The sequence below is a fragment of the Microvirga sp. TS319 genome (assembly GCF_041276405.1).
GTDB lineage: Bacteria > Pseudomonadota > Alphaproteobacteria > Rhizobiales > Beijerinckiaceae > Microvirga.
The window spans coordinates 946,999-973,418 of record NZ_JBGGGT010000002.1 but is presented as its reverse complement, the minus strand read 5'-3'; the positions used below and the strand labels follow the sequence as shown (position 1 = coordinate 973,418).

Below are 26,420 nucleotides of genomic sequence, written 5' to 3'. Positions count from 1 at the left end.
CCTCACGTCCTCTGGGAGGCGTTGCTGAAGGCGCGCTGCTGCACGGTCCCATCGACGGACGTGCAGTCGTTCCTGGCGTGAGGATCGAAGGCATGACTATCCGCGCCGCCTTCGAAATAGCCCTGCTCCCGCAGACGGCAGGCAACGAGCGGTCTCACCGGGCGGCAGACGCTCGCGATCAGCATGCTTGAATGCGCCCCCTGAAGGATCGGCCCCTCAAGGCCGCGCAGGTCTCCCCCGAAAAGGCGACGGGACTGCCGGACGAACCTGTTCGACAGCATGGCCAAGCCCGATACACCTTCGGCATTGATGCCGACCCCGTTTGCGGAAATGAGATTCCTGCGGAGCGACATGCTCGTCACGGGATCGTAGGGATCCGTCCTGAAGTCGCGCGTTTCACCGCTTTTCGTCTCGATCAGATTGGCCACATAGGCGTTGATTCCGGCGCCGCCATTCGTCTCGATCCGGTTGCCGTAGATCCCGATATCGAAACTGTTTCTCACCTTCATGCCGTCGCGCTTGTTGGCGAGAAGATGATTGGCCGTCATCAAATTGCATGAACTCTCGAACAGAGTGATGCCGTCCTGCTCGTTGTTGAAGGCGCTGTTGGCATGCACGACGTTGTTGGAGCTGCCCCGATCCAGCATGATGCCGGAACCGACATTGTCGAAGGTGAGATTGCCGACAATGACGCTCTCGTCGACCTCGCGTGAGACGATGATCCCATGCTTGACCTTCGTGCCGTAGGTCGTGTTGAGCGCGATCGTAAGCTTGCGGGTTCGATCGTGGGGATCAAGGCCGTAGATGACGTTGTCGATATACTCGTTCCCGATGATATGAATGCTCTCGGCTTCATACGAGTAGAAGCCGAAATGCGAATTGCGGAAGACATTGTCGACAACGAACCCTGTTGCGTGCGCCTGATCGCGCAGCTCCGAGACGCCGATCGGGCCGGACGAGTAGGACAGGCCGAAAGACTTGGAATTTTCATAACCAAGCGCAGTCAGCACAGAACCTGCAACGTTCATGCGTCCGTCGCCCCAGCACAGAAGGAACGGACGAAAATCGTGAACCCGGCTTTTGTCCGACCAGGCAGGCCTCTTCACCTCCTCGTCGTAGCCGATGATCTGCGCATCCACGATCTCGATATCCCCGGCGCCTGCGACGAAGGCGCCTGCATCGGCACTGAACCGGTAGACCGGGCTATCCAGGCCGGAAAGGATGAGGCGAGCACCGGGTGCCACGAACACGGGTACGCGCAGGGTAAGGACGTCGCCTTCGATGGCGATAAGGTCCTCGTCAGTTCCACGGAACTGCCGGGCGAGCATTCCCAGCGTCGTGCTGCCTGACTGGACGACGATGATGCGCGGATTCGGAAGCCCTTGATGGCGCGCTGCCTGCTCGAGACGAGTGCCACCGCTCGGCCCCTCATCCAGGAACTTGGAAATGTAGAGGTTGTAATTGGCGAACGTGATCCCGGCCACAGCTCCGGACGGCCATGGAACCGTCGCGCGGATGCCGGACGCCCGGGCCAAGCCCTGTGGGACTGGTGGACGGACGATCGTGGTGATTTCGTTCTCGACAGAGGCCAGGACAAGACCCTTTGTGGTCCGACGTTCCGGTCCAAGTTCGCTATCCTCGGCAAGATCCTGGGGAAGAGCTTCGGCGGTTTCCGCAATCTCTCCCGCCTTTTCTTCAATGGGTTCGGACAGAGCCGCCATCTGCAGCTCGGCGAGACGACGGAATGCGGCATTGCGGGTTCTATCGTCCTCAATCGTGCGGATGAGTCCGGAAGCAGGGACAATGCCGTTCGGCGCCCCGGCCAGATCAATAGCGATCTCTTGCTTGTCCTCATCGCTCATCGGCTGGCTCAAGGCACGCTTGAGGGTCGCATCGGGCAAGCTGGTCCGCTTCTTCTGCTCTACGGCCTGTTTGGCCGCGAGTTTGCCGAGAGCCTCATTGGCCTGGCTGCGGAAGCCTTCATCCATGATGCGCAGTCTCAACTCGTTCGCGCGAGCCCTGTCGCCGAGATCCGCCAGCGACTTCACAATCGCATAATAGGCTTTGCCCCGATCTCTTGTCCCCTGGATCCCTGCAATGTGAATGGCTTCTCCCAAGGCCTTCTCGCCTGTCGCGGCCTCCTTCCACGTGCCGGCCTGACGGGCGATCTCGACCCAGGCCTCCACTTGAACCTGCTTGTCCTCGATCCGGCCGGCCAGCGCGGCGGCCTCCTCGAACTCTCCCGAGAGTGAAAGAGCCTTCACGACGGACGAAAGGATGCGCCCGATATCCTCGGGATCGGTCAGGTTCGCGCTGATCTGAACAGCGCCGGCGATATCGCCGGTCCGGGCCCTCGCACGCCCGATTCCGCTGAGCGCACGGGAGCGATCATCCGGCTCCTCGATGCGAGGCATAAGCGTGCTCGCATCAGCAAGGCGGCCGCTGTCGGCCAAGCGTTCTGCCAGCTCGCTCAGCGCCGAAGACGTTGCCGTGCCCGGCTCGATGCGCGCGGCATATCCCAGCGCCTCGTCCAGCCGCCCGGCCTGCGCGAAGGCCTGGACAACCTCAGGCCAGATTACAGCCTGATCCGCCCCATCCATCGCCTGTGCATCCTGAAGCGCTTCCCCAAAGAGTTCATCAGCCATCTTGTCATAGCCGGCTCGGGCGAGCGCGGTCGCGACGGTCAGATGAGCCGACGCCTTTCCGGGCCCATCCTGCATGGCCTCGAGAACGCTTGCGGATTGCAGCGGGACGCCTCTCCCGGCCGATGCCTTAGCGACCGAGGCAAGGGCTTTCTGCTGCTCTCCGACGCTGACGAAACTCTGGGCAACCACGACGGCAGCCTCGATATCCTTATGCATGAGGGCAGCCGACAGAAGGTCCGCCAGCAGTGCCCTCTGCTCGCCGCCCTCGGGGATGGCCAGCGCCAAATGTAGCCCGCCCCTGATATCGCCAGTCGCGAGCCGCCTGCGAGCCTCTACAGCCAGCTGCTCCCTGGTGGCGTTCTGCCAAGCTGTCCCCTTCAGATCCGCGCGCGCGAGATCCTGGTGTGCATAGGCGCGATCCTGTGAGCGCGGGATGAGGGCGACAGCGCGCTCCGCAAGAGCCAAGCCTGTCGGTCCGAGCAGAGCCGCGAGGCGGGACACCGCGTTGAAGACTTTCGATTGTTCGGTCGCTTCCGGAATGGATTTTGCCGCCTCAAGCGCAAGCGTTGCGTAACGCAACGCACGATCCTGGGCTCCGATCCTGCTATAGGCTTGCCCCATTTCGATGAAAGCGAGCGCACGATGTTCCGATGCCCTTTGCTCACTCGCAACCTGGTGTAGCGTAACGCCGAGATCCGCTCTGTCAGCGCCGGATTGCCCCTCATTGAGATCAACCAGAAGGGCCTGCAGGAGCAGTTCACCCAGCATGTCGTGGCTCAACCCGTCGTCAGCGAGGCGCTTGAGTTCGATGCGCGCTCCTTCCCGCAATTCGGGTGAGCCGGAATTATCCTGCGCGCCGAATTTTTCGAGAAGCTGAACACGTGCCAGAGCGGTCTGGTAGAAAGCAGCTCTCTGCTCGCTAGAAGCACCCTGGTTGCCGGCAAGAAGCGCCTGGCGCGCCTCCTCCGCTAGGCGCCCGACTTCGCCTGTCTCCTGGGCCCAGCTCCCTGAGCACAGGAGCAGAGAGATCGCGACGACAGCGATCCCCCGCAAGCGACTTCGCAGATCACATCGTAATGATCCGATCATACTGATCTTCCAGACGCACGATGTCGTCCTCGCCGAGATATGTGCCGCACTGAACCTCGATCAGATGCAGTTCGCTATCGCCGATGTTCTCCAGGCGATGAACATCGCCCTTCGGGATGTAGACGGACTCGTTGGCCGTCATTACGGAAACTTCGTCGCCGACTGTGACGCGAGCAGTTCCGGATACGACCGTCCAGTGCTCCGAGCGATGATGATGATACTGGAGCGAAAGACGCCCGGCGACAGCGACGATGATATGCTTGACCTGAAAGCAATCGCCGAGCTTCAGGCACTCGTAGGATCCCCATGGCCTACGGACCTTGCGGTGGAGACTGGCCTCGGGGCGCTTCGCCGATGCCAGCTCGCTCGCGATGCGCCCCACGTTCTGCGCCTGATCCAAGGATCCGATGAGAACCGCGTCCGCCGTATCGACAACGACGATTTTTTCGACTCCGATGACGGTGACGAGCCGCGAGTTCCCATGAACATAGCTGTTGCGCACATCCCGTAGAACGATATCACCCTGCGCGACGTTGCCATTGTCGTCCTTCGCACCCACGTCCCAAAGTGCCGACCATGAACCGAGGTCACGCCAGTTCGGCGAAACCGGAACGCAGACGAGCCGGTCGCTCTTCTCCATGACGGCGTAATCGATGGATATGACCGGTGCGATGTCGAAATCAGCGGACAAGCGAATGGTATCGTTGCTGCGATGGGCCGCACTGACCGCACGCCGTGCGCAGGCCATGACATCCGGAGCATATCGTTCGAGCTCGTCCATGATCGTGCGCGCGGTAAACATGAATATGCCACTGTTCCACAGATGGGAGCCAGCGGAGACGAGCATCTCGGCCACGTTGCGCTTGGGCTTCTCGACGAAGCCCGCCACTCTGAAGCTGACGTCGTCGAAGCTCTCCCCGATCTCGATGTAGCCGAAGCCAGTCTCCGGGTGCGTCGGCCGGATGCCGAACAGGACGATCTGCCCTTGACGTGCGGCCTGTGCCGCCTGGCTCACTGCGTCGGAAAAGATATCTGCGTGCTCGATCAGGTGATCGCTGGGAGCCACCAGCATCAGCCGGTCAGGATCCTGTTCCGCAATCAGGGCCGCAGCGGCAGCGATCGCAGGCGCGGTGCTTCGGACGCAGGGCTCCACGAGCAGACGGACCGGACCTGTTTGCAGTTCGCCGATCTCCCGTAGTGCAAGATCGCGATGATTGTTGTTCACGATGACGAGCGGCTCCGCATAGAGTTCAGTGCAGAAGCGCTGGACCGTCTGCTGGAAAAGGCTTCTCTGACCGGAGAAAGCGTGAAACTGCTTGGGCTCGCTCGCGCGGGAGACGGGCCACAGACGTGTTCCGGAACCTCCACACATCAGCACAGGAATGATACTGTTCATTGTTCGCCTCCATTTTTCGACACGTCAAAATCGGCATTCCCCAGCGACAAAATTGTCCCTATTTGAGGTTCGCGACCCGTTCGCCGTTATACGATTCAGGCTTTTGTCCAACCTGCGTCGTGTTCCTTCTCCCCATGCCCTCGGCCAGAAGCGAGGCGGTTCTCATTTTGACCCAGCTCAGGCCGGAACTGATCTTCCGGGTCGTGGCTCTGATCCGAGATCCTGAGAAGGTATCGAACACGACGGAAACCGGCTGCCCAATTGCGCTATCGTTCAGATCGCGGCCCGGCGCGAGTTTGACAAGAAAGTGCTCGGCCGTTGCGTCTTCGTGTGGGACGGTCGGTATCGGCTCAATCGGAACATCCCGGACGCGGGTTCCGTCCGTATACTCGACGATAGCCTGCGCACCACGATAGAAGCGCAGAACGTCACTCTGAGGGATGCTGGCAGTGATGTAGGGCGAGCTTGTCTTGTCCCGCAGCACAAGCACTGGCGCTCCTTCACGAACGAAATTCGACGTGCGGCTGTAGCGCGCCTGGACGAAGCAATCGCAGGGACTGTCGATTACGGTACTGCTTGTCCCTTGCGGTCCCTGGATCGTTAGAAGCGGCTCTCCGGCCTGAACCTCTCTCCCCGCCGCAATGAACGTGACCTGACCGCTCGACGGCGAGGGAACTGTGACAAGATCAGCCGTGATCATCGCAGATTGCGCCGGAATAATATACAATCGCTGGAATATGCCGGTGCCGATGAATCCGATGAGCAGGACGGTTGCCGCTATAATGAGGCCGTAGCCCGCCATGCTGCGCCCAAATTGCGCGGCGCTCGCAATCAACCCTGCCGGCTGCTGACGCTGGGGGACATCGCGTGTCTTTCCCTCGTTTCGGCGTGCCACGACGTCGAGCACGTCTCCCGCATCGACCACCTCTCCGGAGAGATAGGCATTCAGGACGAAGCGCAGAAGGTTGCTCTGGCGCGGAGAGACGTCCACGAACCGCATCCCCACGCGTCCATGCTCCTTGCTGGCATATCGGACCTCGGCACGCATCGGCAGCGTGAGCTCGTATCCGTCGAATGGGAACGCGAGCACAAGATCCACGATGTGACCGGATTTGACATCCAGCGCGCCGAGCTTCACTCCGATACCGCCAACCGAAAGGTCGATGACGGGAACCGGTACACCGTTGTGAAGGCACCGCATCGGCAGGCGATAACGCGGATGCTGGCGTTGAACCTCAGCTTCATGCGTAATCGTCGACATGGGTCGTTTCTCCATCTGGAATACACCGATCACGGAAGGAACAACATCGCCCGGGGTGTCGGCAGGGCGTCAACGCTCCACGCTAGGAGTGCCAGGAAGGCCGCGAGAGACAGACTATGCATGTAGGCGGACATGAAGCTGCTGGCGATCAGAGGCCGTCTCGCATCACGTATGTCTGCCGTGGTCTTCTGCCGCGTCCATTTCTGGCGATCGAGACGGAACATGATATGAACCTTCATGAGCGCCCCGAAGATCTGATTGAAATAGAGCAGTAAGGGATAGAAGACGGACACTCTTGAACGGGCCGTGAGAAGAGACAGGGTTTGAAGATACCGGGACGTCAATATCCACAAGGCGTAGAGCAGGAATGCGTAGCCATCGATGAAGAACGTTGCGATCAGGGCCGCGGAGACACCCACGAGGGACGTCCACATGGAAATGCGCTGGTCCAGAATGGCCCACCAGGTGAAGAAGCCAATTCGCTTCGGCCCGAGCGCGACGGCCCGCGAATTGGTGCGCAGCATGTTTCCGAACCAGCGCGTCATGAGCATTGCGGCCGCGGACACGAAGTTGTTGGACGGCGGATCTTCCACGGTCAGCACGACGACATCCGGCACATAGGCCATCTTGTAACCGTTGCGCAGAAGCCAGAACCAGCTCGACTTATCGTCTCCCGTCAGGAACTTGAACCGCCCGAACCTCCAGTGATCGATATAGTCGAGTTCCACCTGCCGAATGAAATCCGAGTTGCAGACGATGCTCGCCCGGAACATCGCCATACGTCCGGTCAGCGTCAGAACTCGCTCCGCCAGCCCCATTGAGGACATCAGCGTATGGCGCTGCGCAAAGCGCAGGGCATACCACTCCTGGAAGATGCGGTGGCCGCGGACTTCGCTCACTTCATCCGTCGTCAGCCCACCGATTTGCGGGTCCTGCAGAAAGAAACCGGCACATTTCCTGATGAGGTCTCGCGGGACGACGCTATCGCCGTCAATGACCGCGACGATATCGTCCCTGGCCGGACAACGACGTGCGATTGCCCTGAAACCGTAGGCAAGGGCGTCACGCTTCCCGGTTCCGGCAATTCGCACGACGACCAGGTCAATCTTGTCTTGCTTCGAGCACAGAGTTCGGAAAAGAGTCTTGACCAGTCTCTGATCGGCAGCTTCCACGATCGATGCGACGACCGTCACCCGCCCCGGCGCAGCCATGGCCGCCTCGAAAACAGCCCTATATACCCTCGTCGTGACGGCACTATCGATGCGGAATGTCGTCACGAGCAGATAGGCGTCGGGAGCATCGCGTGCGATGAAGGCGTCGGCTGAAGCCCTCATACGCGGGAAGACCTTCAGCCTGTACACCAGCGCCCTGATGAAATGGACGAGCCCCCACCCATAACGCCATATTGCCAGAAGACCGAACGCCCCGATGATGCCGCCTCCAATCATCCGATAGGATTCCGCCGGCAACGCGACCGCGAATGCAACCACGGCAACGACATAGAGCAGATGTGCCCAGATGGTCTCGGACAGTCTCATGCTGGCTGAATTACCAGCAGATTCCCTGATAAAAGTCACCGGAACACCTTGTCTGATCGATTCGGACGAGATCGATGAGCGGACGGCCATCATCCACGAGTCTCATCAGACGTTGTGCCTCGGCACGATTCCCGAGCACGAAGACTTCCGCATGTTCGATCACTTCGTCGATGTTGGCCGTAAGCAAAGACGTCAGGTGCGGCAGGTGAGAGCGCACAAAATGCAGATTGGCTCCCGTCAGCTTCGAAACCTGAATGTTCGGATCGTAAATCCGAATATCATAGCCGCGCCCGAACAGGCGTTCCGCAAGCTCGACCAGTGGACTTTCGCGCAGGTCATCCGTCTCGGGCTTGAAGCTCAAGCCGATAAGGCCGATGCGGCGCTTTCCCGTCGCCGCCACCATGGAATAGGCACGCTTCAGCTGCTCCTCGTTCGCCTCCATAGTCGCGTCGAGGAGGGGCGTCGGGACCTCAAGCCTGCGAGCGGCGAAGCGCAAGGCTCGAAGATCCTTCGGCAGGCACGATCCGCCAAATGCAAAGCCCGGTTTGAGATAAGCCTTTGAGATATTGAGACGGGTATCGGAACAAAGGACATCCATCACCGCATGCCCGTCAATTCCTGCCGCCTTGCAGATATTGCCGACCTCGTTTGCGAAGCTGATCTTCAAGGCGTGCCACGCATTGTTGGTGTATTTCACGGCCTCCGCCGTGCGGATTGACACGACCTTCGGATCGATCTTGAAGATCTTATGAAGGTCTATCAGCCGATCGACGGTGGCCTGATCGTACTTGCCGAATATGATCGCGCCAGGATCGTAGTAATCCGCAATGGCCGTGCTCTCCCGCAGGAACTCCGGATAGTATGCAATGCCGAATCCCACTCCCGCCTGCCGGCCGGAGGTGCGCTCGATAGTGGGAAGAACGATGCTCTCCATCGTACCCGGCAAGATTGTGGAGCGCATGACGATAGAGTGAAAAGAATTCTTCTCGCGGATTGCAGCACCGATCTGTTCGGCGGCCGCTGTAACATAACCTGTATCCAGTGAACCATTCGTCCGCGACGGGGTTCCGACACAAATGAACGACAGGTCCGACCCTTGAACGGCATCACGAACATCGTTGGTGGCCTTGAGCCGCTTGGAGCGGATACCGCCTTGGATCAGCTCCTCAAGACCGGGCTCGACAATCGGACTGACGCCTGCATTCAACGGCTCGACTTTCTGAGGATTTGGATCAACCGCGATGACATTGTGACCGTCGTTGGCAAGACATGCAGCCGAGACGGCTCCAACATAGCCAATTCCAAAGACACTGATTTGCATTAGGCTGTTCCCGATGGAATAGGAGATCATGGCGCATTCAATCGGCGGCGCCGGCACAGCCCAATAGATACTCCCCGAGCCTGCTTTTTCTCGTCACTATTTCGGCTGGAGAGATACTCCCGAGGGATTACATTTCCAAGTACTCCCACGAAGAGACAAATTTAACTCCAATGACCTTCATAACGCCCATGACAACCGACTTGTCGCTGGCCGCTGAAAGCTTTTCCGACACGCATCGAAGCGCCGTGATGCAACGGTCCAAAAGATGAGCGGCTTACTCCGATGTAAGCAGGATGGGGCACTCCCGACGAGTGACTGAATCGCAACGCCAAAATGTGGAATGATCGCGGACTTAATGGGTATGGCATGACATAAGGGCCACGGATTCATGCCGCCCTGCCCTTATGGCGCCTGGCTATGCTGCCTGATCGATCAATGCCGATTTGGGTTTCCGGATCTCCATTCATCCGAACGCGCTACCCCTTAGGCGCGGTCAATAGAGATTTGCCTCGCTATATGCGGGTCATCCATCGAGGACTCCATCAATGGCAATAATCATTAACGTCGCCTCTCCCTCCGGGAATTCCAAGACGGACATGGCTGTGATCGATGTAGCCACCAAGGCTGCCAATGCCGAGTAGATGAAGAATCCAGGCGGCGGGCAGGTCACCGTCGAGCTTGCAGCCGGTATATATGCGGTCACGGGTGACGCTACGAACTCCTCTAAGGGCGGCGTTGAACTGCTATCGGGTGTTTCGCTGCTCGGCGACGGCATGAGTAAGACGATCATCAAGCTCGACGATGGGTTCAATGCGCGCATCAACGGCATTGTCCGATGTGTCGAATGTATCGGTGTCAAACCTGACGATCGATGGAGATCGCGCCAACAACACCGATCATCAGGCGGGTTTTATCTGCGGCGCGAAGGCTGAAGAGAACAAGGTCCAGTCCGACATTACTCTGTCGAAGGTCGAGATTCGCAATTGCACGGCCTACGGCTTCAATCCCCATGAAGTTACGGCGAATGTCACGATCGAGAACTGTGTCTCGCATGGCAATGGGCTCGATAGTTTCGTTGCCGACTTCGTGGAGGGAGGGACTTACAGGAACAACGTATCCTACGACAACGATCGGCACGGGTTCAACATCCAGAACGCAACGAGCAGTCTCTCTCTCGGGAAACGAGGCCTATGACAATGGCTCGGCCGGCCTTACCATCCAACGCGGTGACATTCTTCCGAGCGGGTACGCGATCCTTCCTTGGGTAACGAACATCCAGGTCATCGGTGGCGAGTACTACTCGCAATGCCAAGGAAGGTATCTTGATCAAGCTCTCGGACGATGTTTTGATCGTCGGCGCGAGGATCTACGGAAACCTTCGCCAAGGCATCCGGGTAGAAGGATCCTCTGATACCCTTATCCGGGACAGCTTCGTCTTTGACAACTCCCAGGAGGCCGATCGCACCTACGACGAGATCCAGATCCGCTCGCGCCTGGACGATGTGATCACGCATTCCACGTACTACTCGATCAACACGCATATCCTGAACAACACGATCTACTCCGACGGTGCGTTCAATGCACGTTTTGGTATCCGCGAAGAAATCAATAATCGGAATGGAGGATCAACCGGACTACGGTCAGCGGCAACAAAATCACCGGGATGGACACGGGAGACATCTCCGTTCCGGGCGTCATTCGAGAGGGAACCTCCGGCGACGATCTGATGGTCGGCACGACGGGTGCCGACATCATGCACGGCCTTGCCGGAAACGACGCCTATATCGTCAATCACTCCGGAGACGTTGTCGTCGAACGGGCCGATGAGGGCACGGACGATCTCGTCCTGTCGTCCATTACATATACCCTGACCGTTGACGTCGAGCATCTCGCGCTCACGGGAACGAGGACCACCATTGGCTAAGGCAACGCCCTGAACAATCGAATGACGGGCAATTCCGCCAACAACGTCATCAAGGCCGGAGCAGGCGATGACACGCTGAACGGCGGAGGAGGAAACGACGCTCTCTTTGGAGGGACGGGATACGACGTGTTCATCTTCAACACAGCCCTCAGCAGCATTGCGAACACGGACAGGATCGTCGATTTCATTCCACCGTACGATACGATCAAGCTCGAGAACTCGACCTTCAAATCGCTCAAGAGCACGGGCACTCTCAACCCGGCGCACTTCACCGTAGGATCGTCCGCCAAGGATGCGGACGACTATATCGGCTACAATAAGACGACCGGCGACGTCTGGTATGATTCGAATGGGGACAAGGCCGGAGGCCATGTGACATTTGCCAATGTCGGCGCTGACAAGGTCATCACCTACGGCGACTTTATCGTCATCTGATGCTGCCCACCAGCAGAGGGGATCCAGAGATGATGGAAGCGGCGCTCGGGTGCAATCCCGACGCAGACGGATCGCCTGTGGGAGGAGCGGCGGCGTCGGTTGCCGCAGCTGAGCCTGAGGAGAGACCGAGCGGACAAGACTTGGCTGTATGCCCTCGTTTCACGGTAGGTTTCTTCGGTTCCTCCGTGTCTCGTGGAACCCAGCTAGGCCAGCCAAGCGTTCTCCTTTTCTGAGAGGAGACGACCATGGCAATACGGTTGCATTGCATCGGAAACGTGAGCTTGGCCCTTGGGCTGATTGCCGGCGCGTCGACTGGTTATGCCCAATCGTCACGCGCCTGGGTCGATCCGCCTCCCGAGGCCGGGGCCGCTTCTTCGAGCGCCGCCGCTCCTGCGATAAGCACGTCCAAGCCTGCCGCACCTCATCCGCCAGCCACAGACGGTAACGCGGCCTCCAAGACGGATGCGGCGAACAGGAAGCAGGCGCTGCAGGGAACCGATGAGGCTTCCCCTTCAGTGGGTGAGGAGAAGCCCGCCGCGAAAACACAGCCGCGCAAGACGGTCCGCGAGAACAGGGATCGCCGGCAGCAGACCCGTACGGCCGCACGGGGCGAGCCCTCGATCCGATCGCGCAGAACCGCCGATCGGATCTCGGGACCATCGCGCGCGGACAGAGTCCGAGAGGGTATCAATTCGGGTCTCGAAGTCATGACACTGCGCACGATCGAGTTTCCTGACGGCAGACGCGTTCAGATTCTGACGCGGCCGCATCCCGAAGCTATGTCTGGCCTGATGGAGGCGCCCGAGTGAGGGCTTCCGGGACGGCTCCCTGAACCCTAGCGGGCTGGGCGGACCCGCACCACGAGGCTTTGCAGCAATCAGCAATGCCGATGACGGGAGAGATCGCCCGCAGGGATCCAAGGCCGCACCCAATTGCCACGAGCCTCCTACCCGCTTGCTCCTCTTGACGGATCAGCCCGCGGGGAAGAGCCTTCCGCTTCACGCAGCTTTGTTGGAATCGGGACGAAGTCATGCCGAAAACGGTCAAAGATTTCCTGTCTGAAGCGAATTCGGTCATTCCCAGACTGTCGCCGGCCGAAGCCAAGGAGAAAATCCAATCGAGCGATGTGCTGGTCATCGACGTTCGCGATCCCACCGAGGTCCAGAAAACTGGTAGGCTCAAGGGCGCCGTGAACGTCTCGCGCGGCATGCTGGAATTTCGCGCCGATCCGGAAAGCCCCTATCACGATCCCGCCTTTCAGAAGGACAGAACCATCCTTCTGCATTGCGCATCGGGCGGCCGGTCCGCACTGGCCGGAAAGACCCTTCAGGACATGGGCTACACCGCCGTGTTCAATATCGGCGGCTTCAAGGACCTCGCGGAAGCGGGAATCGACACGGAGCCTGCATAGGCCGATCACGGCCCATCGCATTGAACATTTCGAGAATCGATTTGAAGGAGATTTGGTAACGGAGGAGGGATTTGAACCCCCGGCACAAGGATTACGATTTGAAGTCAAACGCTATTAAAGCATTGATATAAAGTTGTAATATTTGTCCGCGCTAGATCTGCGTTACTGCATTTCGGACTGGCTTCAATGGTTGATCAGTCGTGCTGGCTAAAACAGCTGTATTGGGACCACTGACCTCAGCAGCCGGAGAAAATCAGCGCTGAGCCAGGGCCGCGAAACTCAAGGGCTTCACCGGACAAACGCCTCGCGCATCGATCTTCATCGACCTGCTGACCTTAAAGCTAGCATTAAGGTCAGAACGCCACGCACAAACATCGCCCTCACGAGAGGGCACACGCCGAGTGCTTACGCCCTATGCCGATCGCTGGTTCGAGAAGCGGCTGGAGGGCCTCGCAACAAATTCCTGATCGTGCGTGTTGCAGAATTCAGCGCCGACGCCATTTTGCGCTTCCTCCGAGAATGTCCTCCGACCATGGAAGGTCCATAGGGGGTCAAAACCGGCACCAGAAGCTGTCATGCGGAAGGACTGCTCTGGAGTCCATTTCAGGCCTATAGGCCATTCTAGGTTCTCGACCTAATTTGTGGGCGGGCATACATCGCTGCTTTGGCAAGCTTCATTGCCCGCTCGATCGCACTGACGCTCACTGAGCAGAAACAGATCACCGATTCAGAGCCCCCACGAAAGCAGGCTCTGAATCACAACTCAGCTCAAGGTAATAGGCCCTGAGCCTGGTCCGGTCACTCTATGGCTCGGCGATTCGATCAAGCGAAGTGATGTGAGCTATAGACCCTTTCTATTTGACCGGCCTAGCGCTGCAATCGAAGTTGGTTAAAAGAGCAATGGCTGTCTGTTATACCCGCGCAGCAGGTGGAACAGCAGTCGCAAACAGAGGGCTATTATATGTTACGGCGTTACGTATTGGCTGGTGCACTGAGTGCGCTTTCGATGTCCTTCAGCAGCTTTGAAGCTGCTGCACAATCCAAACCTGTAACGATACGTCTTGGCCATGTGTTGACAGACAGCCATAGCTGGCACATCGCGAGCAAAGGCTTTGCTGAGCAGGTCGCACGCGAAACGCAAGGACGGGTGAACATCCAGGTTTTTTCCGGTGGTCAGCTCGGGAGTGAGCGCGAAGTCGTTGAAGGTCTCCAAATTGGCACTGTCCAAGCAGGTGTGATTGGCAGCGGATCGTTCCAGCCGATTGAGCCGAAAATGGGCATCGTCGAACTCCCCTATGCATGGCCGACGCGTGAGAAGGCCTTTGCGGCCTTCGATGGTGATCTGGGCGCCGCTCTCGACAAGCTCCTTCTCGCCAAGAATATCGTGGTTCTCAGCTGGTGGGAGAACGGCTATCGCCATGTCACCAACAGCAAGCGCGCGATCAACAAGCCCGAAGATCTGAAGGGCCTGAAGATCCGCGTGACTCCGGACAAGGTCCGGCTTGATACGTTTGTTGCTCTCGGGGCTGAACCAGCCCCGCTCGCTTTCGGCGAACTCTACTCTGCCCTGCAGCAAGGCGTGTTCGACGCGCAAGAGAACCCGCTCTCAATCATTTACGGGTCGTCGTTTTTCGAGGTCCAGAAATATCTTTCCCTCACCGGTCATGTGTGGGGCGCAGCATGTCTCGTCGTCTCCAAATCAGTCTGGGACCGAATCGGGGCAGACGACCAGAAGCTCGTCAAAACCGCCGCTGCGAAATGGCGTGACGAGCAACGTAAGATGATCACCGAATCGGATGCCGACTTCACCAAGAAGCTTGAAGAGAAAGGCATGACCATCAACAAGGTCGACACGGCGCCATTCGTCACTGCAGTCCAACCGGTCTGGAAGTCGCAGGAAGCTATCTATGGCCCTGAGTTTATGTCCCTGCTGAACAAGTACCGTCAGTAATGCCCGATCAGCGCCGAGCTGAGGCCTTTCATCTAAACGGGACTCCCTCGGAGAATTTCTTCGGTTTCCAGCGACAGGTGACTTTCTCACCTGTCGCGCGGGGCGAGAGCTTCATCAAGTTTGCGATGATTATGGACGCGAAGGGCACAAAGAGCCTGCAGCAACTACAGTCCCGCGATGAAGTCACGAAGGCTCGCGAAGGCAACGCTGAATTTCTTGCAGTGAGCGAACGATATCGTTTAATTCCCGAGACAGGGCTTCGCGTTCCTCTGGAAGCCGAGCATGCTATCGAGGCCCGTGATGATGCTTGGGGCGTCATTTCGGCCCATTGTGACGAACGCCTACCCTGCGTTGATGGAGGCAGAAATGGTTCAACCAGATTCGAGCCGTAAGCTCTCCCGGTTGGAGGAGTTCATCGAGCGGATCACGCTCGTGATCGGCTCGATTGGCGTTGCCGTATTCTCAGCATCGGTCATTTATACGGTTGCTCTGCGCTTCCTCCTCAATCGCACGCCGCATTGGGCTGAGGAGGTGCCGCGTCTCCTTCTGATCTGGGTGACTTTCCTTGGTATTGTTGTCTCTACGGCTCGTCGCTCGCATCTAACAGCAGGGATTATGCCCCTGATTGTACACAACGAACGCGCGAGAACTGTTCTTTCGATAGTCGCGGATCTTTGCACTATTGGCTTCATGGCGATTGTCGCTTGGACCGGTTGGGATCTGACATCCCGCACCTGGACTTCGCTATCGACTGCCTTGCAGATTCCCGTCGCATGGACCTACCTCGCTTTGCCTTTGTGCGCAGCTCTGTCTTGCGTCGTCGCACTGATTGCTCTTCTGAGACGCTGATATCATGAACGGCCTTATTCTCCTCCTCGGCTTGTTTGCTGTTCTCGTCGCCATCGATGTCCCGATTGCCATTGCGCTTGGTCTCGCATCCGCTGGCTATCTCCTGTTCGCGGATCTCGCTCCTCTCATTGTCGTTGCCCAGAGGATGGTTGCCGGTGTCGACTCGTTTACGCTGCTGGCAATTCCCCTATTCCTTCTTGCGGGATTGCTGCTCCTCCACGGAGACCTGACTCCTCGAATCGTTCGCCTCTGCAGTGCTTTGGTCGGCCGCACGACGGGAGGTCTGGCGCTCGTCACCGTCATGGGGGCGATGTTGTTTGGGGCCCTGTCAGGATCGGGCGTGGCGGATGTCGTGGCGATTGGCACGATGATTCTCCCGGCCATGCGTGAACGTGGCTATGACCAAGGATTTTCCTGTGCCCTGCTCGGCTGCGCCGGATCGTTGGGCACCGTCATTCCGCCCAGCATCGTTATGATCGTCTATGGAACGGCGACAAATACATCCATCGGCCAGCTCTTCGTCGCGGGAATCGTGCCCGGCATTCTCACCGGCGTTGGGCTTATGGTGGTGGCCTATATTATCGCCAGGAAGAATAACTGGCGGGGAGGCAAAGCATTCTCATGGACAGAACTGTGGCGGGCGCTTGGAAGTGCCTGGCTCGCGCTTCTGGCGCCTGTCATCATCGTCGGTGGTATTAGGGGTGGTTTCTTCACACCCACTGAGGCAGCCGGCGTCGCAGTCGCCTATGCCCTGGTCGTCGGTGGATTAGTCTACCGCGTCCTCACCTGGCGCATCATCATCGACCAAGTGAAACAGACGACGGAAGCGACTGGCGGCATTCTGTTCGTGATTGCGACCGCGAGCCTCTTCGGCTGGATTCTGGCCGCCGAACAGGTTCCTCAGCACATGGTCGAGTTCATAAGCAACTTTACGGATAGCGCCACTGTCGCGCTCCTGCTGATGATGCTGATCCTGTTGATCCTCGGCACCTTCATGGAAACGATTGCGATCATCCTGATCCTCGCTCCAGTTTTTCTGCCAATCATGCAGCACTATCATATCGACCCGGTCTATTTCGGGATCTTGCTGACGCTCAATTTGGCTATTGGTGCGAACACGCCTCCTCTCGGCATCGATTTAATGGCTGCCTGCCGGGTCGGAGGCATCCCGATGTCTGCATCCTTCGGGTATCTCACAGCCTTCATCAGCGTTATGATCGCGGTCATGCTGCTGGTGCTTTTCGTGCCACAGATCGCACTCTTCCTGCCATGGCTTTTGTCATGAACGGCATATAGCACGCGCTCATCTCACTGTTGATTCTGATGAATTTTTTTGCGGAAGGTTCTGCCATGACCCTTGCTATCTCAACGCGTGTCAACGCGGAACGTTTCTGGTCGACAATCGAGCAATCGGCTGAAATCGGGAAAGGCCGAGAGGGTGGGCTCTCCCGCCTTGCTCTGACAGATGCCGACAAGGAAATGCGCGACCTGTTCGTGAGCTGGTGCCGCGATGCAGGCCTGAGTGTCTCGATCGATCGGGCGGGCAGCATCTTCGGGCGCCGCGCAGGACAGGATAATGACCTTCCTCCGATCGTTCTTGGCAGCCACCTCGATACCCAGGTTAATGGCGGACGTTTCGATGGCATAGTTGGTGTCCTCGGCGCACTGGAGGTCGTGCGCACGCTCAACGACCTTGGCCATGTCACGCGTCGGCCTATTGAGATCGTGAACTGGACGAATGAGGAAGGCAGCCGATTCTCGCCGCCCATGGTGGCCTCGGGATGCTTTGCCGGAGCCTATGATCTGGATTGGGTACATGCCCGCCCCGCGGATGACGGCCCGACCTTCGGAGATGAATTGAAGCGTATCGATTATCTCGGAGATGCTCCCGTAGGCGGTCGCCCCCTCGACAGCTACTTCGAGCTTCATGTGGAGCAAGGTCCCATCCTGGACGCTGAGAAAGTTCAGGTTGGCGTCGTCACCCACGGATATCCCTCTTTTGGTGCGCTCGTCGAGTATCGCGGCGAGACAGCCCATACCGGTCCGTGGCCGATGGAGAAACGGCGTAACGCTCTTCTCGCCGCGGCTCGCCTTCTTGTCGCGGTCGATGATATCGGTTGGGATTTCGCAGGCAGCGGAGGCAAAGCGACTGCTGCGCGTCTGATCGCATGGCCGAACAAACCTGGCATTCTGTCGGACTGGGCGCAGGCGGTCTGTGACGTGCGCCACAACGATGAGGAGGCGGCGGAGGTCATGGCGGAGAGGCTGCGTCGAGCCGTGCATGAAGCCGCAGCTAAAACCGGGTGCCAAGCTGAAATCCTGGACACCTGGAGCTGGGGTGGACGCATCTTTGACGAATCTCTTATCAAGCTGGTCCGGCAGACGGCGGGGCACCTCGGGTACAGCCATCGCGACCTGCCAAGCCAAGCAGGCCACGATGCTTATTTTATGGCCCGGATTTGTCCCACGACGATGATCTTCACTCCCTGCCGAGACGGCATTACGCATAACAACCGTGAGCTCGCCGCTCAGGACGAAACGGTACCAGGGGTCAACGTACTCTTGCATAGCGTCGTTGCACGCGCCGATCGTTGAGGCGCTCCTGCGGTTAAACGCCTTCAGTGCGAAGGGATCGAGGTACTTGTGTCCGAGGACCTGGAAGGCAGCGCTCAATCGGCCGACATCGCCTCCTGCGTAACGAGTGCCACATCGCCCGTCCTGAAGGGCGCCTGGTTGAACCCGGGAGCTCATGTGGGTTTGGTTGGCGGCTTCCGAGCAGACATGCGCGAGGCTGATGACGAAGCGGTGAGACGCGCCTCGATCTTTGTTGACGTACGTCGAAGTGCCATCCTGGCCGGTGATCTGGCGCAACCCATCACAGCCGCACTCCTATCGGAATCCGACATCAAGGCGGACCTGAGCGAACTCGTCTGGGGGACCATATGGGCCGGACAAGCTCGGACGAAATGACTCTGTTCAAATCGGTCGGGGACGCGCTGGAGGATCTTGCGGCCGCGCGTCTCGTCGTGAGCCAGCTGCCTGGTTGATCAGTGGGGCCGCTGGGTCCTAGACCGCACTTTCCCCGATGGGCGTACCTGAGGCGCGGAAAGCGCTCTCACCGGCTTAGCGAAAGGCAGGACAGCGCCCTCTTTTACACCTTCTATCTCCTGGGTCCTATCACTGGCGATCCCCATGAGCATTTCAAGGAAGGCAGCTTCTGCCTTCTCAAGCTGCTGGCTTGGGTTCGTCACGAGATAAAGGTCTGCCCCAAGCGCGCGGTGTTCGAACGGCAAGCGCTTCAATCGCGTTGCATAGACGCTTGCCTCGACTGCCGCACTCGGAAGAAGACCGATCCCAATTCCGGCACCGATCAGGCGCTGTAATTCCTCGAGATGGGGGCTTGAGGCGACGACGTGATGACCAAGACCCACGCTGTCACGGAGGGCGTTCATTGGCTCGAACGAAGTGCCAGTCTCCGCACAGGTAAAAGATACCCATGGTTCCGCCTGAAGTTCGTCGATCGTCACAGTGGCCCGTTCGCTCAGATGATAGTTCGCCCCGCAATACAGGCCGAACTCCTCGCGGAACAACATTTGGCAGTTTAGTCCAGGAACGGGTTTCGTCAGGAGGCAGATTCCAAATGGTGCAATTCGTTGCGCTACGGCCCGGACGATCTCCTGGCTGTTAGCAATCTCAATTTTGAATGTTATTCTGTTATGTTCCCTGTGAAGCGCCGCGATGGTACGGTCGAGTTCCGGCCAGATTACCTGGGTCACGAGGAGGAGACGAACCAAACCGGAGATTTCATTGTGAACGCCATTGAGTTTTTCTCCGAGCTTGCAAACACGCCGGTAGATCTCATCGCACTCTCGATAGAGAATTTCCCCTTGCTCCGTCAGTGTGAAGCGACGACTGTCCCGCTCGATGAGCTGGCAATTGAGCGTTTCCTCGAGCCGCCGGAGCGCAGCACTGACCGAGGGCTGCCTGAGTGAGAGACGGTCGGCCGCGCGCGTAATACTGCGTTCCTCAACGATGATTAGAAATGTGCGCAGCAGATTCCAATTCAGTTGACCCGCTGTTCGATCGAGCAGTCGCATAATGCACCCTGGGAGTTTCCGCTCTCCTTAACACAGATTCGAGAGCTCCGCCTGCGGGTCAAAAATCCAATGATCTGACAAGAAAGCCTAGCACGAAGCAAATATGGGCAGCTGCCTATGTTACAGTCACAGAGAATTCTACCATGCCAGTCATGCGGCAATCGTGAGAGTTGTCCTTCGCCCTCGCCATAGTCGAAACCTGAGGCCTCCTTCACCGCCCATCGAAGCCGATTGCTCGCTCTGACTCTGCAGCCTGCCGGGCTCCGTTCGAGCCGATTTATGCCTCACGCATGCGCATCGGAGAGACGCTTTCGCTGCCATCCGACGCCACCCGTCTAGCAACCAAAATGCTGCTGGTTCGCGGCGAGCGCCACAGGCAGCACCGTCACAGGCCGAAGGACAGAACGGATTGGCACGCTGGCTAGCGAGGATCGCACACTCGGAGCGGGTTATCTAACGGTTGCGACGCACTCAATCTCAATATCGAATGGCAACGTCCAAGGTCTGATCGCGGCCGACGTCCTTGCCGGCCATTCGTCGCCAAAGAATTCCCGATAGACCGCGTTGACATCGCCCATTAGTTTCGGATCGGTCACGTAGATCGTTGCCTTGACGACGTGCGCGAGCGACGAGCCGGCGTGCTCCAGCGTAATCTTGAGGGCATTGAGCGAGGCGCGCGTCTGCGCCTCGATAGGTCCCGTCACGATCTCGCCAGTCACGCCATCGATCGGCGGCATCCCGCAGGTAAAGAGGAGATCACCGGTTTGCACAATCGCCGAGGTCGGCGCCCCAAGTCTGCGGATTGCAGCCGATATAACTGGAACCTCGATTACGTGTCTCATAGATGGTTGTCCTAGAATTGAAGCTAACCGTGAGCTGGCCAGGATGTATACGACACTGAGCTTCTCGCCGGCAAGGAGCAGGGAATGATCCGGGGCTTGGGTCGGCGGAGCCTCTACAGGCTCTACTCAACCACGAGCATGAAAAAATATAGGTACTAACATCGTAAAACTAAACTTTACTAGGACCTGATCGCAAAGCCTTACTGCGCATGACGCCTAGAAAAGCATTGTCCTTCTTAGTTTCTGGAAACATCATGCGTTGTGGCTGACAGCAATAGAGCATGAGGTTTTGATAAAACAGGCACGCGTACTCATTGCAGCGGAACTCAAACGTCTGACTGCTGTAGTGAGTCATGCACGGCATGGAGCACGCTGCAACGACCGCCCTCACCCACCCGGCCAGTGCGATCACCCAGGAGCGAACGCCCTTCAGCGCGAACACGCTCTGTCAGCGTATGGGGCAGCGGTATGCGCAGGCGGGCCAAAATGGTGGGTCGAGCTACAGCGGACGACGCTAGTTTAACACTAAGCTGGCGCACGCAGGCATATCACTAAGAGCAATTAAGCTTCTTGCTGGCCACAAGCATCTTTCAACGACGCCGCGCTATATTGAAGTCAATGTTGAGATAATGCGAAGCGCCTGAATGGCCTCATGGGCAGCTTCGGTTTGAAGCAACGCCTGCTCTGCAATTTTCAGTGTCGTATTAGACCCGGCCTCGTATCGCTTGGGGTTTTCTGCCGCTTCAACACCGCTCGCGTTACGCATTTGGTTCAGGAGATCCTTCAACTCATCGCGCTGCACAATGCAATCATTCGCTTCGACAAGAACTTTGTGCTCGCCTTCCAATCAGACGAGCTCCGAATTCCGGCGCGTGAGACCCGTGATACTAGCTTCGAGGACATTTCGATCAGGCGTCCTAGGAAGGCCGGCATCGCGCCAGCGCAGTTCAAGGGCACTCAGTGTTTCACGTGCGCAGCATCCACCTCGGAAGCGGCGCTATGCTGGTGCAACGCCCTCTCTTTGGCTGTAGCAACCTGAACATTCTCTTCTAGCGCACCGTGCGAAAAAGTGGACCCGGTTTTTCGCCTGAACGATGCGCTCTTTCCAAGAGGGGAGCATCGGACCCAAAAGTGGATTCCACTTTTGGGTCCGATGCTCTAGCGCGCCTTCTTGCCTTCGGGAGCGACGAGCGTATTCCGCTTCTCGCCCAGGAGTTTGGTCAGTGCATACGGATTTGCCGCACCCATAGCCAGTAGAATTATGATGCTCCCGCCGCGCTTGGAGCTTAGCATTAAGATCTAAGGACTGATTATTGAGCTCCACCCGCTCCGCCTTGCGCTCAGCTTCGATTCGATCACTGGTCTCCGGCGAGCGTTTGATCTGCCCTTGGCCTTCGATGCTGAAGCACATCTGCCACTTATTGTTGTCTGTGCGCTGAAACAGCTAATAGCGTTTCTTGGAGGGAGAGGAATCCATGCTCGTACCCTATTGGTTACTTTGCTTCGAAACACGGCGCTGGAGCATCGGACGTGAAAAGTGGAACTGCACTTTCGGGATCGAATCCGATGCTCCCTTCTTAGATAAGCGCATCGTTTGAGCGGACCCGAAGGGCCACGTTCGTGAAAACCGGGGCCACTTTTTGCTAGCGCGACCGGCTGGGTCCGCACGATGTGCTAGAGGCCTAGCGCAGTACGAACCAAGGGCCTTGCAATGTTTGGGCTTTTTGGAGGGGTGAGCTAGGACTGAGCTAACGATAAAGCCAGTCCGCTGTTCCTCAAACCGACGAATAAAAACCCTTATCTCTTAAGGGTTTAAATGGTAGCGGAGGAGGGATTTGAACCCCCGACACAAGGATTATGATTCCTCTGCTCTGACCAACTGAGCTACTCCGCCCCACGCCGCGGGGGCGACCCCGCGTCAGGCATGCGCGATATAGGGAAGATTAGGCCTCGGTGTCAAGAAAGAGCCTGGGGCATCCGGCGAATTTATGTCGGTTTTTTCTCATGCCCCGATCAGTCGAGCCGTTCTGGCGCCCGCACGGCTGTCGGGGCGTCTGTTCCTCGGTTCAGGCGGGTTCAGCCCTTGGGCTTCATCCGCCAGAGCTGGAAGCCCTCCGTCGAGATGGCCTGCTCGATCGCCCGCCGGGAGAACTTGTGAGGCGGGGTCTCGCGGGAACCAAGGCTGCCGGTCAGTCCCCAGGGGCCGTACTTCGCGGGAAGTTTGCTGCCGGATTCATCTCCCGCAAATGCGTGCAGGTCTTCCTTGGCCTGAGAGGTGAACATGAAAAGACGCATCGGAATGACTTTCGTGAGTCTGTGCAGGGATTTGAGACCAGGAAAATAGGGCTCGAGCCGCAAAAGTCACCGCGTTCGACCCAAAAAGGCCCCTTTGAACGAAAAGCAGACCTCTGACGCATCGCGCGGAAAAACGGAAACGGTTTTCCGCACTGCGCACGATGCGCTGTTGTAGAGGGGGATCATCGAATGGATCCCGAAAGTGGAATCCAATTTTCACGTCCGGTGCCTCAGGCCCGCTTCCTGATTCTCATCAGCTTGAAAAAGCCGGCCGGGAAGAGCGACCTCAACTCGACCACTTCCATGAACCCGGTCCTGCGGGCCCAACTCTCGACGCGGGAGGCCTTGAAGGAGGAACTCCACCCGATTGCCTTGGCAAGGGGCGCGGCCATTTCCTCCAGAGCCGCAACGGGCCCGGAGGGCTGGCCCCAATGATTGGCCAGCACGATCTCGCCGCCGGGTTTCAGAACCCGGGCGAATTCGGACAAAGCCACCTCGGGTTCCGGCACGAGCGTGATGATGAACTGGGCCGTCACCGCATCGAACATCGAATCGGGAAAGCCGAGACGGGTCACATCCATCACCTGCAGGCTTCTGACATGGGACAAGCCGCGCTTATCGACCTTGTCCTGTGCCCGGCGCAGCATGTCCTCGGAGAGATCGACTCCGTAGACCTCGGCATGCCTCGGGTAATAGCCCAGGGATAGCCCGGTGCCGACACCGGCCTCCAGAACTTTCGGCCCGCAGGCGGTCGCGGCATTGACGGCCGCCCGGGCGGCCGGTTCCGTCAGCTTGTCGTAAACGAGGTCATAGATCGGCGCCCAACGCGCATAGGCTTTGCGCATCAGGGCCGTGGTCGCTCCATCCGTCATGCAAGTTCCTTCAGAGGGACGCCTCAGGCCGCAGCGAACGCGGCTTCGGCAACTGTGCGGGCAATGGTGCCTCCGCCAAGCACACGTGCCCGCGGAGCATCGCTCTCATAGATGACACAAGCTTGACCAGGAGACACCCCGTCCTCCGCCGATAACAGCTCGACAGTAACGCCGGTTCCTGTGGATCGTAAGATGGCCGGACGCGGCTCCCGGGTGGAGCGGACCCGCACGGCGACCTCTCTCCCCTGCTCGCCCAGGGATTCCAGCGGCCCGTCCCCAAGCCAGTTCACGTCCGTGATACGGATGAGGCGGGTGGCGAGAGCCTCGCGGGAGCCGACCACCACCCGAGCCTCGGCGGCATCGAGGCGGACGACGTAGAGCGGCTCGCCGACGGAGAGACCCAGGCCCTTCCGCTGTCCGACGGTGTAGTGAATGATGCCGTCATGGCGGCCGAGCACACGGCCGTCCACATGGACGATATCGCCGCCCTGGACGGCGCCCGGCTTCAGGCGCTCGATCACGTCGCTGTAGCGCCCCTGCGTCACGAAGCAGATGTCCTGGCTATCGGCCTTCTCGGCCACGGTCAGCCCGAACTCGCGGGCCAACTCGCGGGTCTTTTCCTTCGGCAGTTCACCTAACGGGAAGCGCAGAAGATCGAGCTGCTCCGGCGTCGTGGCATAGAGGAAATAGCTCTGATCCCGATCCGGATCGGCGGCCCGGTGCAGGGCGCGGCGTCCATCGGGCAGGCGGCGGCTTGCCACGTAGTGGCCTGTGGCCAGCACGTCGGCACCGAGCTCCTTGGCGGTTTCCAGGAGATCCCGGAACTTGATGGAGCGGTTGCACTCGACACAGGGGATCGGTGTCTCGCCCGCCAGATAGCTCTGGGTGAAGCGGTCGATCACGGCCGTGCGGAAGCGCTCCTCGTAATCGAGCACATAATGGGGGATGCCGATGGCCTCCGCTACGCGGCGGGCATCGTAGATGTCCTGGCCCGCGCAGCAGGCGCCTTTGCGGTGAGCGGCTTCGCCATGATCATAGAGCTGCAGCGTAATGCCGATGACGTCGTAACCCTGCTGCTTGAGCAGGGCTGCCACGACGGAGGAGTCCACGCCGCCCGACATCGCGACTACGACGCGGGTCTCGGCGGGGGTTTTCGGAAGATCGAGTGAGTTGAGCATCGTTCCATCCAGAGGCGCCGTTCAAGGCGGCGCACGGGAGGGGGCCAAAGCCCTTCTATAGCGATGGCCGGTGAATTCTTAAAGAGAAACGTGCTGCAATAAGCCGGTGTTAACGTTTATGGCTAAGCTTAGGCTCACTCGTAACTGCCTGGATGGGCTTAGGAAAACATTAAGCCCCACCCTTTAGGTTCGAGCCTAGCAAGGTCGTTGAATTTTTGTGTGAGCGTATCATGACCGAACCCCACCGCCCAAGGGTCAAGTATGTCATTGGGCCCGACGGCAGTCCCCTGACGATTGCCGACCTACCGCCCTCCAGCACCCGCCGCTGGGTCATCCGCCGCAAGGCCGAAGTCGTCGCCGCCGTTAGGGGCGGCCTTTTGAGCCTCGAGGAAGCCTGCCAGCGCTACACGCTGACGACGGAAGAGTTTCTGAGCTGGCAGATGTCCATCGATCAACACGGCCTCGCCGGCCTCCGGACCACCCGCATTCAGCAGTACCGGCAGTAAGACTGAAAGCGCGAAAATACTGCAGATCAAGGCGCAGCTCCATCGAGCGGCGCCTTTTTTCATCGCGCTCCTTGAGCATCGGACGTGAAAAGTGGACCCCACTTTTGGGATTGAATCCGATGCTCCCTCCCAGAGCAGCGCATCGTTTACGCGGACCCGAAGGGCCACGTTCGTGAAAACCGGGTCCACTTTCGCTAGCGCGACCCGCCGAGTCCGCACGATGCGCCAGCCAAGGGCGAAGCTGGGCCGTTAAGGTCTTCCTAACCATACGATGGGCATAAATCCTTACCCTTCACTTGGATAGGTACGAATCGTGCTCAGCGCCCAGGACATGCAGGAACAGCAGCCCCTTGCCCCTCTCCATGGGGCTCATTCGCTCTCCTCCGCCGCCGATCACGCCGAGCAGACAGTCGAGGCGCTCAGGCGCATCCTGGTCGGTCACACCATTGCGGACGTGGAACGCCATCTGATCCTGGACACCCTCGCCCATTGCCTCGGGAACCGGACCCATGCGGCCCGTATTCTCGGAATCTCGATCCGCACGCTGCGCAACAAGCTGAACGAATATATGGGAGCCGGGATTCGGGTGCCGGAGCCGGGCCAGAAGCCTCCGCTCACCGCGTGAGGTCAGACACTTCTCCGACCGCTAGAGCATCGTGCGAAGAAGTGGGAACCGGTTCTTCTCGAAAAACGATGCTTCGCCAAAGAGAGAGCAAGCATTCTGATCCCGTCAGAATGCTTGCTCTAGAGTATCGGACGCGGGAAGTGGATCTGCACGTTTGGGGTCGAATCCGATGCTGTCTCTTCGAG

The 26,420-nt window shown here is 58.7% G+C and carries 23 protein-coding genes, 1 tRNA gene and 2 pseudogenes; 14 read left to right on the top strand and 12 right to left on the bottom strand.

Annotated features, from left to right (window positions below; all coding sequences use genetic code 11):
• Nucleotides 1-2 precede the first annotated feature (2 nt).
• The 5 genes from AB8841_RS13990 to AB8841_RS13970 are packed head-to-tail and all read right to left on the bottom strand — an operon-like array spanning nt 3 to nt 9,250.
• On the bottom strand, nt 3-3,698 hold the full coding sequence (locus AB8841_RS13990; protein ID WP_370436440.1) for a right-handed parallel beta-helix repeat-containing protein: 3,696 nt from the start codon (nt 3,696-3,698) through the stop codon (nt 3-5).
• Nucleotides 3,699-3,711: 13 nt separating this feature from the next.
• On the bottom strand, nt 3,712-5,130 hold the full coding sequence (locus AB8841_RS13985) for a mannose-1-phosphate guanylyltransferase/mannose-6-phosphate isomerase (protein ID WP_370436439.1): 1,419 nt from the start codon (nt 5,128-5,130) through the stop codon (nt 3,712-3,714).
• A gap of 58 nt (nt 5,131-5,188) precedes the next feature.
• Complete coding sequence (locus AB8841_RS13980; RefSeq protein WP_370436438.1) at nt 5,189-6,391, bottom strand: PilZ domain-containing protein; 1,203 nt, start codon at nt 6,389-6,391, stop codon at nt 5,189-5,191.
• A gap of 29 nt (nt 6,392-6,420) precedes the next feature.
• Entirely contained in the window at nt 6,421-7,929 is a 1,509-nt protein-coding gene (locus AB8841_RS13975; RefSeq protein ID WP_370436437.1) for a glycosyltransferase, read from the bottom strand.
• 10 nt (nt 7,930-7,939) lie between these two features.
• Nucleotides 7,940-9,250 carry a nucleotide sugar dehydrogenase gene (locus AB8841_RS13970; protein ID WP_370436436.1) on the bottom strand — a complete coding sequence of 437 codons (1,311 nt, stop codon included), beginning with the start codon at nt 9,248-9,250 and terminating at the stop codon, nt 7,940-7,942.
• An 810-nt stretch (nt 9,251-10,060) separates the two neighbouring features.
• On the opposite strand from AB8841_RS13970, the gene AB8841_RS13965 reads away from it, so the two are divergent.
• The 12 genes and pseudogenes from AB8841_RS13965 to AB8841_RS13910 all read left to right on the top strand — a co-directional run.
• Nucleotides 10,061-10,444, top strand: a complete 384-nt coding sequence (locus AB8841_RS13965) for a hypothetical protein (protein ID WP_370436435.1) — start codon at nt 10,061-10,063, stop codon at nt 10,442-10,444.
• Between the two features lie 128 nt (nt 10,445-10,572).
• Nucleotides 10,573-10,977: a hypothetical protein gene (locus AB8841_RS13960; protein ID WP_370436434.1), complete on the top strand. Its 405-nt coding sequence runs from the start codon at nt 10,573-10,575 to the stop codon at nt 10,975-10,977.
• Nucleotides 10,977-11,174 carry a hypothetical protein gene (locus AB8841_RS13955; protein ID WP_370436433.1) on the top strand — a complete coding sequence of 66 codons (198 nt, stop codon included), beginning with the start codon at nt 10,977-10,979 and terminating at the stop codon, nt 11,172-11,174. Before AB8841_RS13960 ends, AB8841_RS13955 begins: the two co-directional genes overlap by 1 nt.
• 21 nt (nt 11,175-11,195) lie before the next feature.
• Complete coding sequence (locus AB8841_RS13950) at nt 11,196-11,609, top strand: hypothetical protein (RefSeq protein ID WP_370436432.1); 414 nt, start codon at nt 11,196-11,198, stop codon at nt 11,607-11,609.
• 245 nt (nt 11,610-11,854) lie between these two features.
• Complete coding sequence (locus tag AB8841_RS13945; protein ID WP_370436431.1) at nt 11,855-12,418, top strand: hypothetical protein; 564 nt, start codon at nt 11,855-11,857, stop codon at nt 12,416-12,418.
• A gap of 221 nt (nt 12,419-12,639) precedes the next feature.
• Nucleotides 12,640-13,020 carry a rhodanese-like domain-containing protein gene (locus AB8841_RS13940; protein ID WP_370436430.1) on the top strand — a complete coding sequence of 127 codons (381 nt, stop codon included), beginning with the start codon at nt 12,640-12,642 and terminating at the stop codon, nt 13,018-13,020.
• Between the two features lie 961 nt (nt 13,021-13,981).
• A complete protein-coding gene (locus AB8841_RS13935; RefSeq protein ID WP_370436429.1) occupies nt 13,982-14,971 on the top strand; it encodes a DctP family TRAP transporter solute-binding subunit in 990 nt (329 codons plus the stop codon).
• On the top strand, nt 14,971-15,363 hold the full coding sequence (locus AB8841_RS13930; protein WP_370436428.1) for a hypothetical protein: 393 nt from the start codon (nt 14,971-14,973) through the stop codon (nt 15,361-15,363). Before AB8841_RS13935 ends, AB8841_RS13930 begins: the two co-directional genes overlap by 1 nt.
• Nucleotides 15,338-15,820 carry a TRAP transporter small permease gene (locus AB8841_RS13925; protein WP_370436427.1) on the top strand — a complete coding sequence of 161 codons (483 nt, stop codon included), beginning with the start codon at nt 15,338-15,340 and terminating at the stop codon, nt 15,818-15,820. Before AB8841_RS13930 ends, AB8841_RS13925 begins: the two co-directional genes overlap by 26 nt.
• Nucleotides 15,821-15,824: 4 nt before the next feature.
• Entirely contained in the window at nt 15,825-17,105 is a 1,281-nt protein-coding gene (locus AB8841_RS13920; RefSeq protein WP_370436426.1) for a TRAP transporter large permease, read from the top strand.
• Nucleotides 17,106-17,170: 65 nt separating this feature from the next.
• Nucleotides 17,171-18,415: a Zn-dependent hydrolase gene (locus AB8841_RS13915; RefSeq protein ID WP_370436425.1), complete on the top strand. Its 1,245-nt coding sequence runs from the start codon at nt 17,171-17,173 to the stop codon at nt 18,413-18,415.
• A 24-nt stretch (nt 18,416-18,439) separates the two neighbouring features.
• Nucleotides 18,440-18,867: pseudogene (locus tag AB8841_RS13910) on the top strand (ornithine cyclodeaminase family protein); the annotation flags it as partial.
• On the opposite strand, the gene AB8841_RS13905 reads toward AB8841_RS13910, so the two are convergent.
• The 7 genes from AB8841_RS13905 to mnmA all read right to left on the bottom strand — a co-directional run bounded on the left by AB8841_RS13905 (nt 18,868) and on the right by mnmA (nt 25,104).
• Nucleotides 18,868-19,917, bottom strand: coding sequence for a LysR family transcriptional regulator (locus AB8841_RS13905; RefSeq protein ID WP_370436424.1), 1,050 nt, complete (start codon nt 19,915-19,917; stop codon nt 18,868-18,870).
• 449 nt (nt 19,918-20,366) lie between these two features.
• Nucleotides 20,367-20,759 (bottom strand): RidA family protein, encoded by a 393-nt coding sequence (locus AB8841_RS13900; RefSeq protein ID WP_370436423.1) that lies wholly within the window; start codon nt 20,757-20,759, stop codon nt 20,367-20,369.
• A 604-nt stretch (nt 20,760-21,363) separates the two neighbouring features.
• Nucleotides 21,364-21,606 (bottom strand): hypothetical protein, encoded by a 243-nt coding sequence (locus AB8841_RS13895; RefSeq protein ID WP_370436422.1) that lies wholly within the window; start codon nt 21,604-21,606, stop codon nt 21,364-21,366.
• 970 nt (nt 21,607-22,576) lie between these two features.
• Nucleotides 22,577-22,653, bottom strand: a tRNA-Met gene (locus AB8841_RS13890).
• 182 nt (nt 22,654-22,835) lie between these two features.
• Entirely contained in the window at nt 22,836-23,042 is a 207-nt protein-coding gene (locus AB8841_RS13885; protein WP_370436421.1) for a hypothetical protein, read from the bottom strand.
• A 242-nt stretch (nt 23,043-23,284) separates the two neighbouring features.
• Nucleotides 23,285-23,926, bottom strand: a complete 642-nt coding sequence (locus tag AB8841_RS13880) for a class I SAM-dependent methyltransferase (RefSeq protein WP_370436420.1) — start codon at nt 23,924-23,926, stop codon at nt 23,285-23,287.
• A gap of 23 nt (nt 23,927-23,949) precedes the next feature.
• The gene (gene mnmA, locus AB8841_RS13875; protein WP_370436419.1) at nt 23,950-25,104 is read right to left on the bottom strand and encodes a tRNA 2-thiouridine(34) synthase MnmA; all 1,155 of its coding nucleotides are present in this window, start codon (nt 25,102-25,104) and stop codon (nt 23,950-23,952) included.
• 230 nt (nt 25,105-25,334) lie between these two features.
• Here mnmA and AB8841_RS13870 point away from each other — a divergent pair, with 230 nt between their 5' ends.
• Both AB8841_RS13870 and AB8841_RS13865 read left to right on the top strand, forming a co-directional pair.
• Nucleotides 25,335-25,610: a DUF1153 domain-containing protein gene (locus AB8841_RS13870; protein WP_009763782.1), complete on the top strand. Its 276-nt coding sequence runs from the start codon at nt 25,335-25,337 to the stop codon at nt 25,608-25,610.
• Between the two features lie 412 nt (nt 25,611-26,022).
• A pseudogene (locus tag AB8841_RS13865) lies at nt 26,023-26,235 on the top strand (helix-turn-helix domain-containing protein); the annotation flags it as partial.
• Nucleotides 26,236-26,420 lie beyond the last annotated feature (185 nt).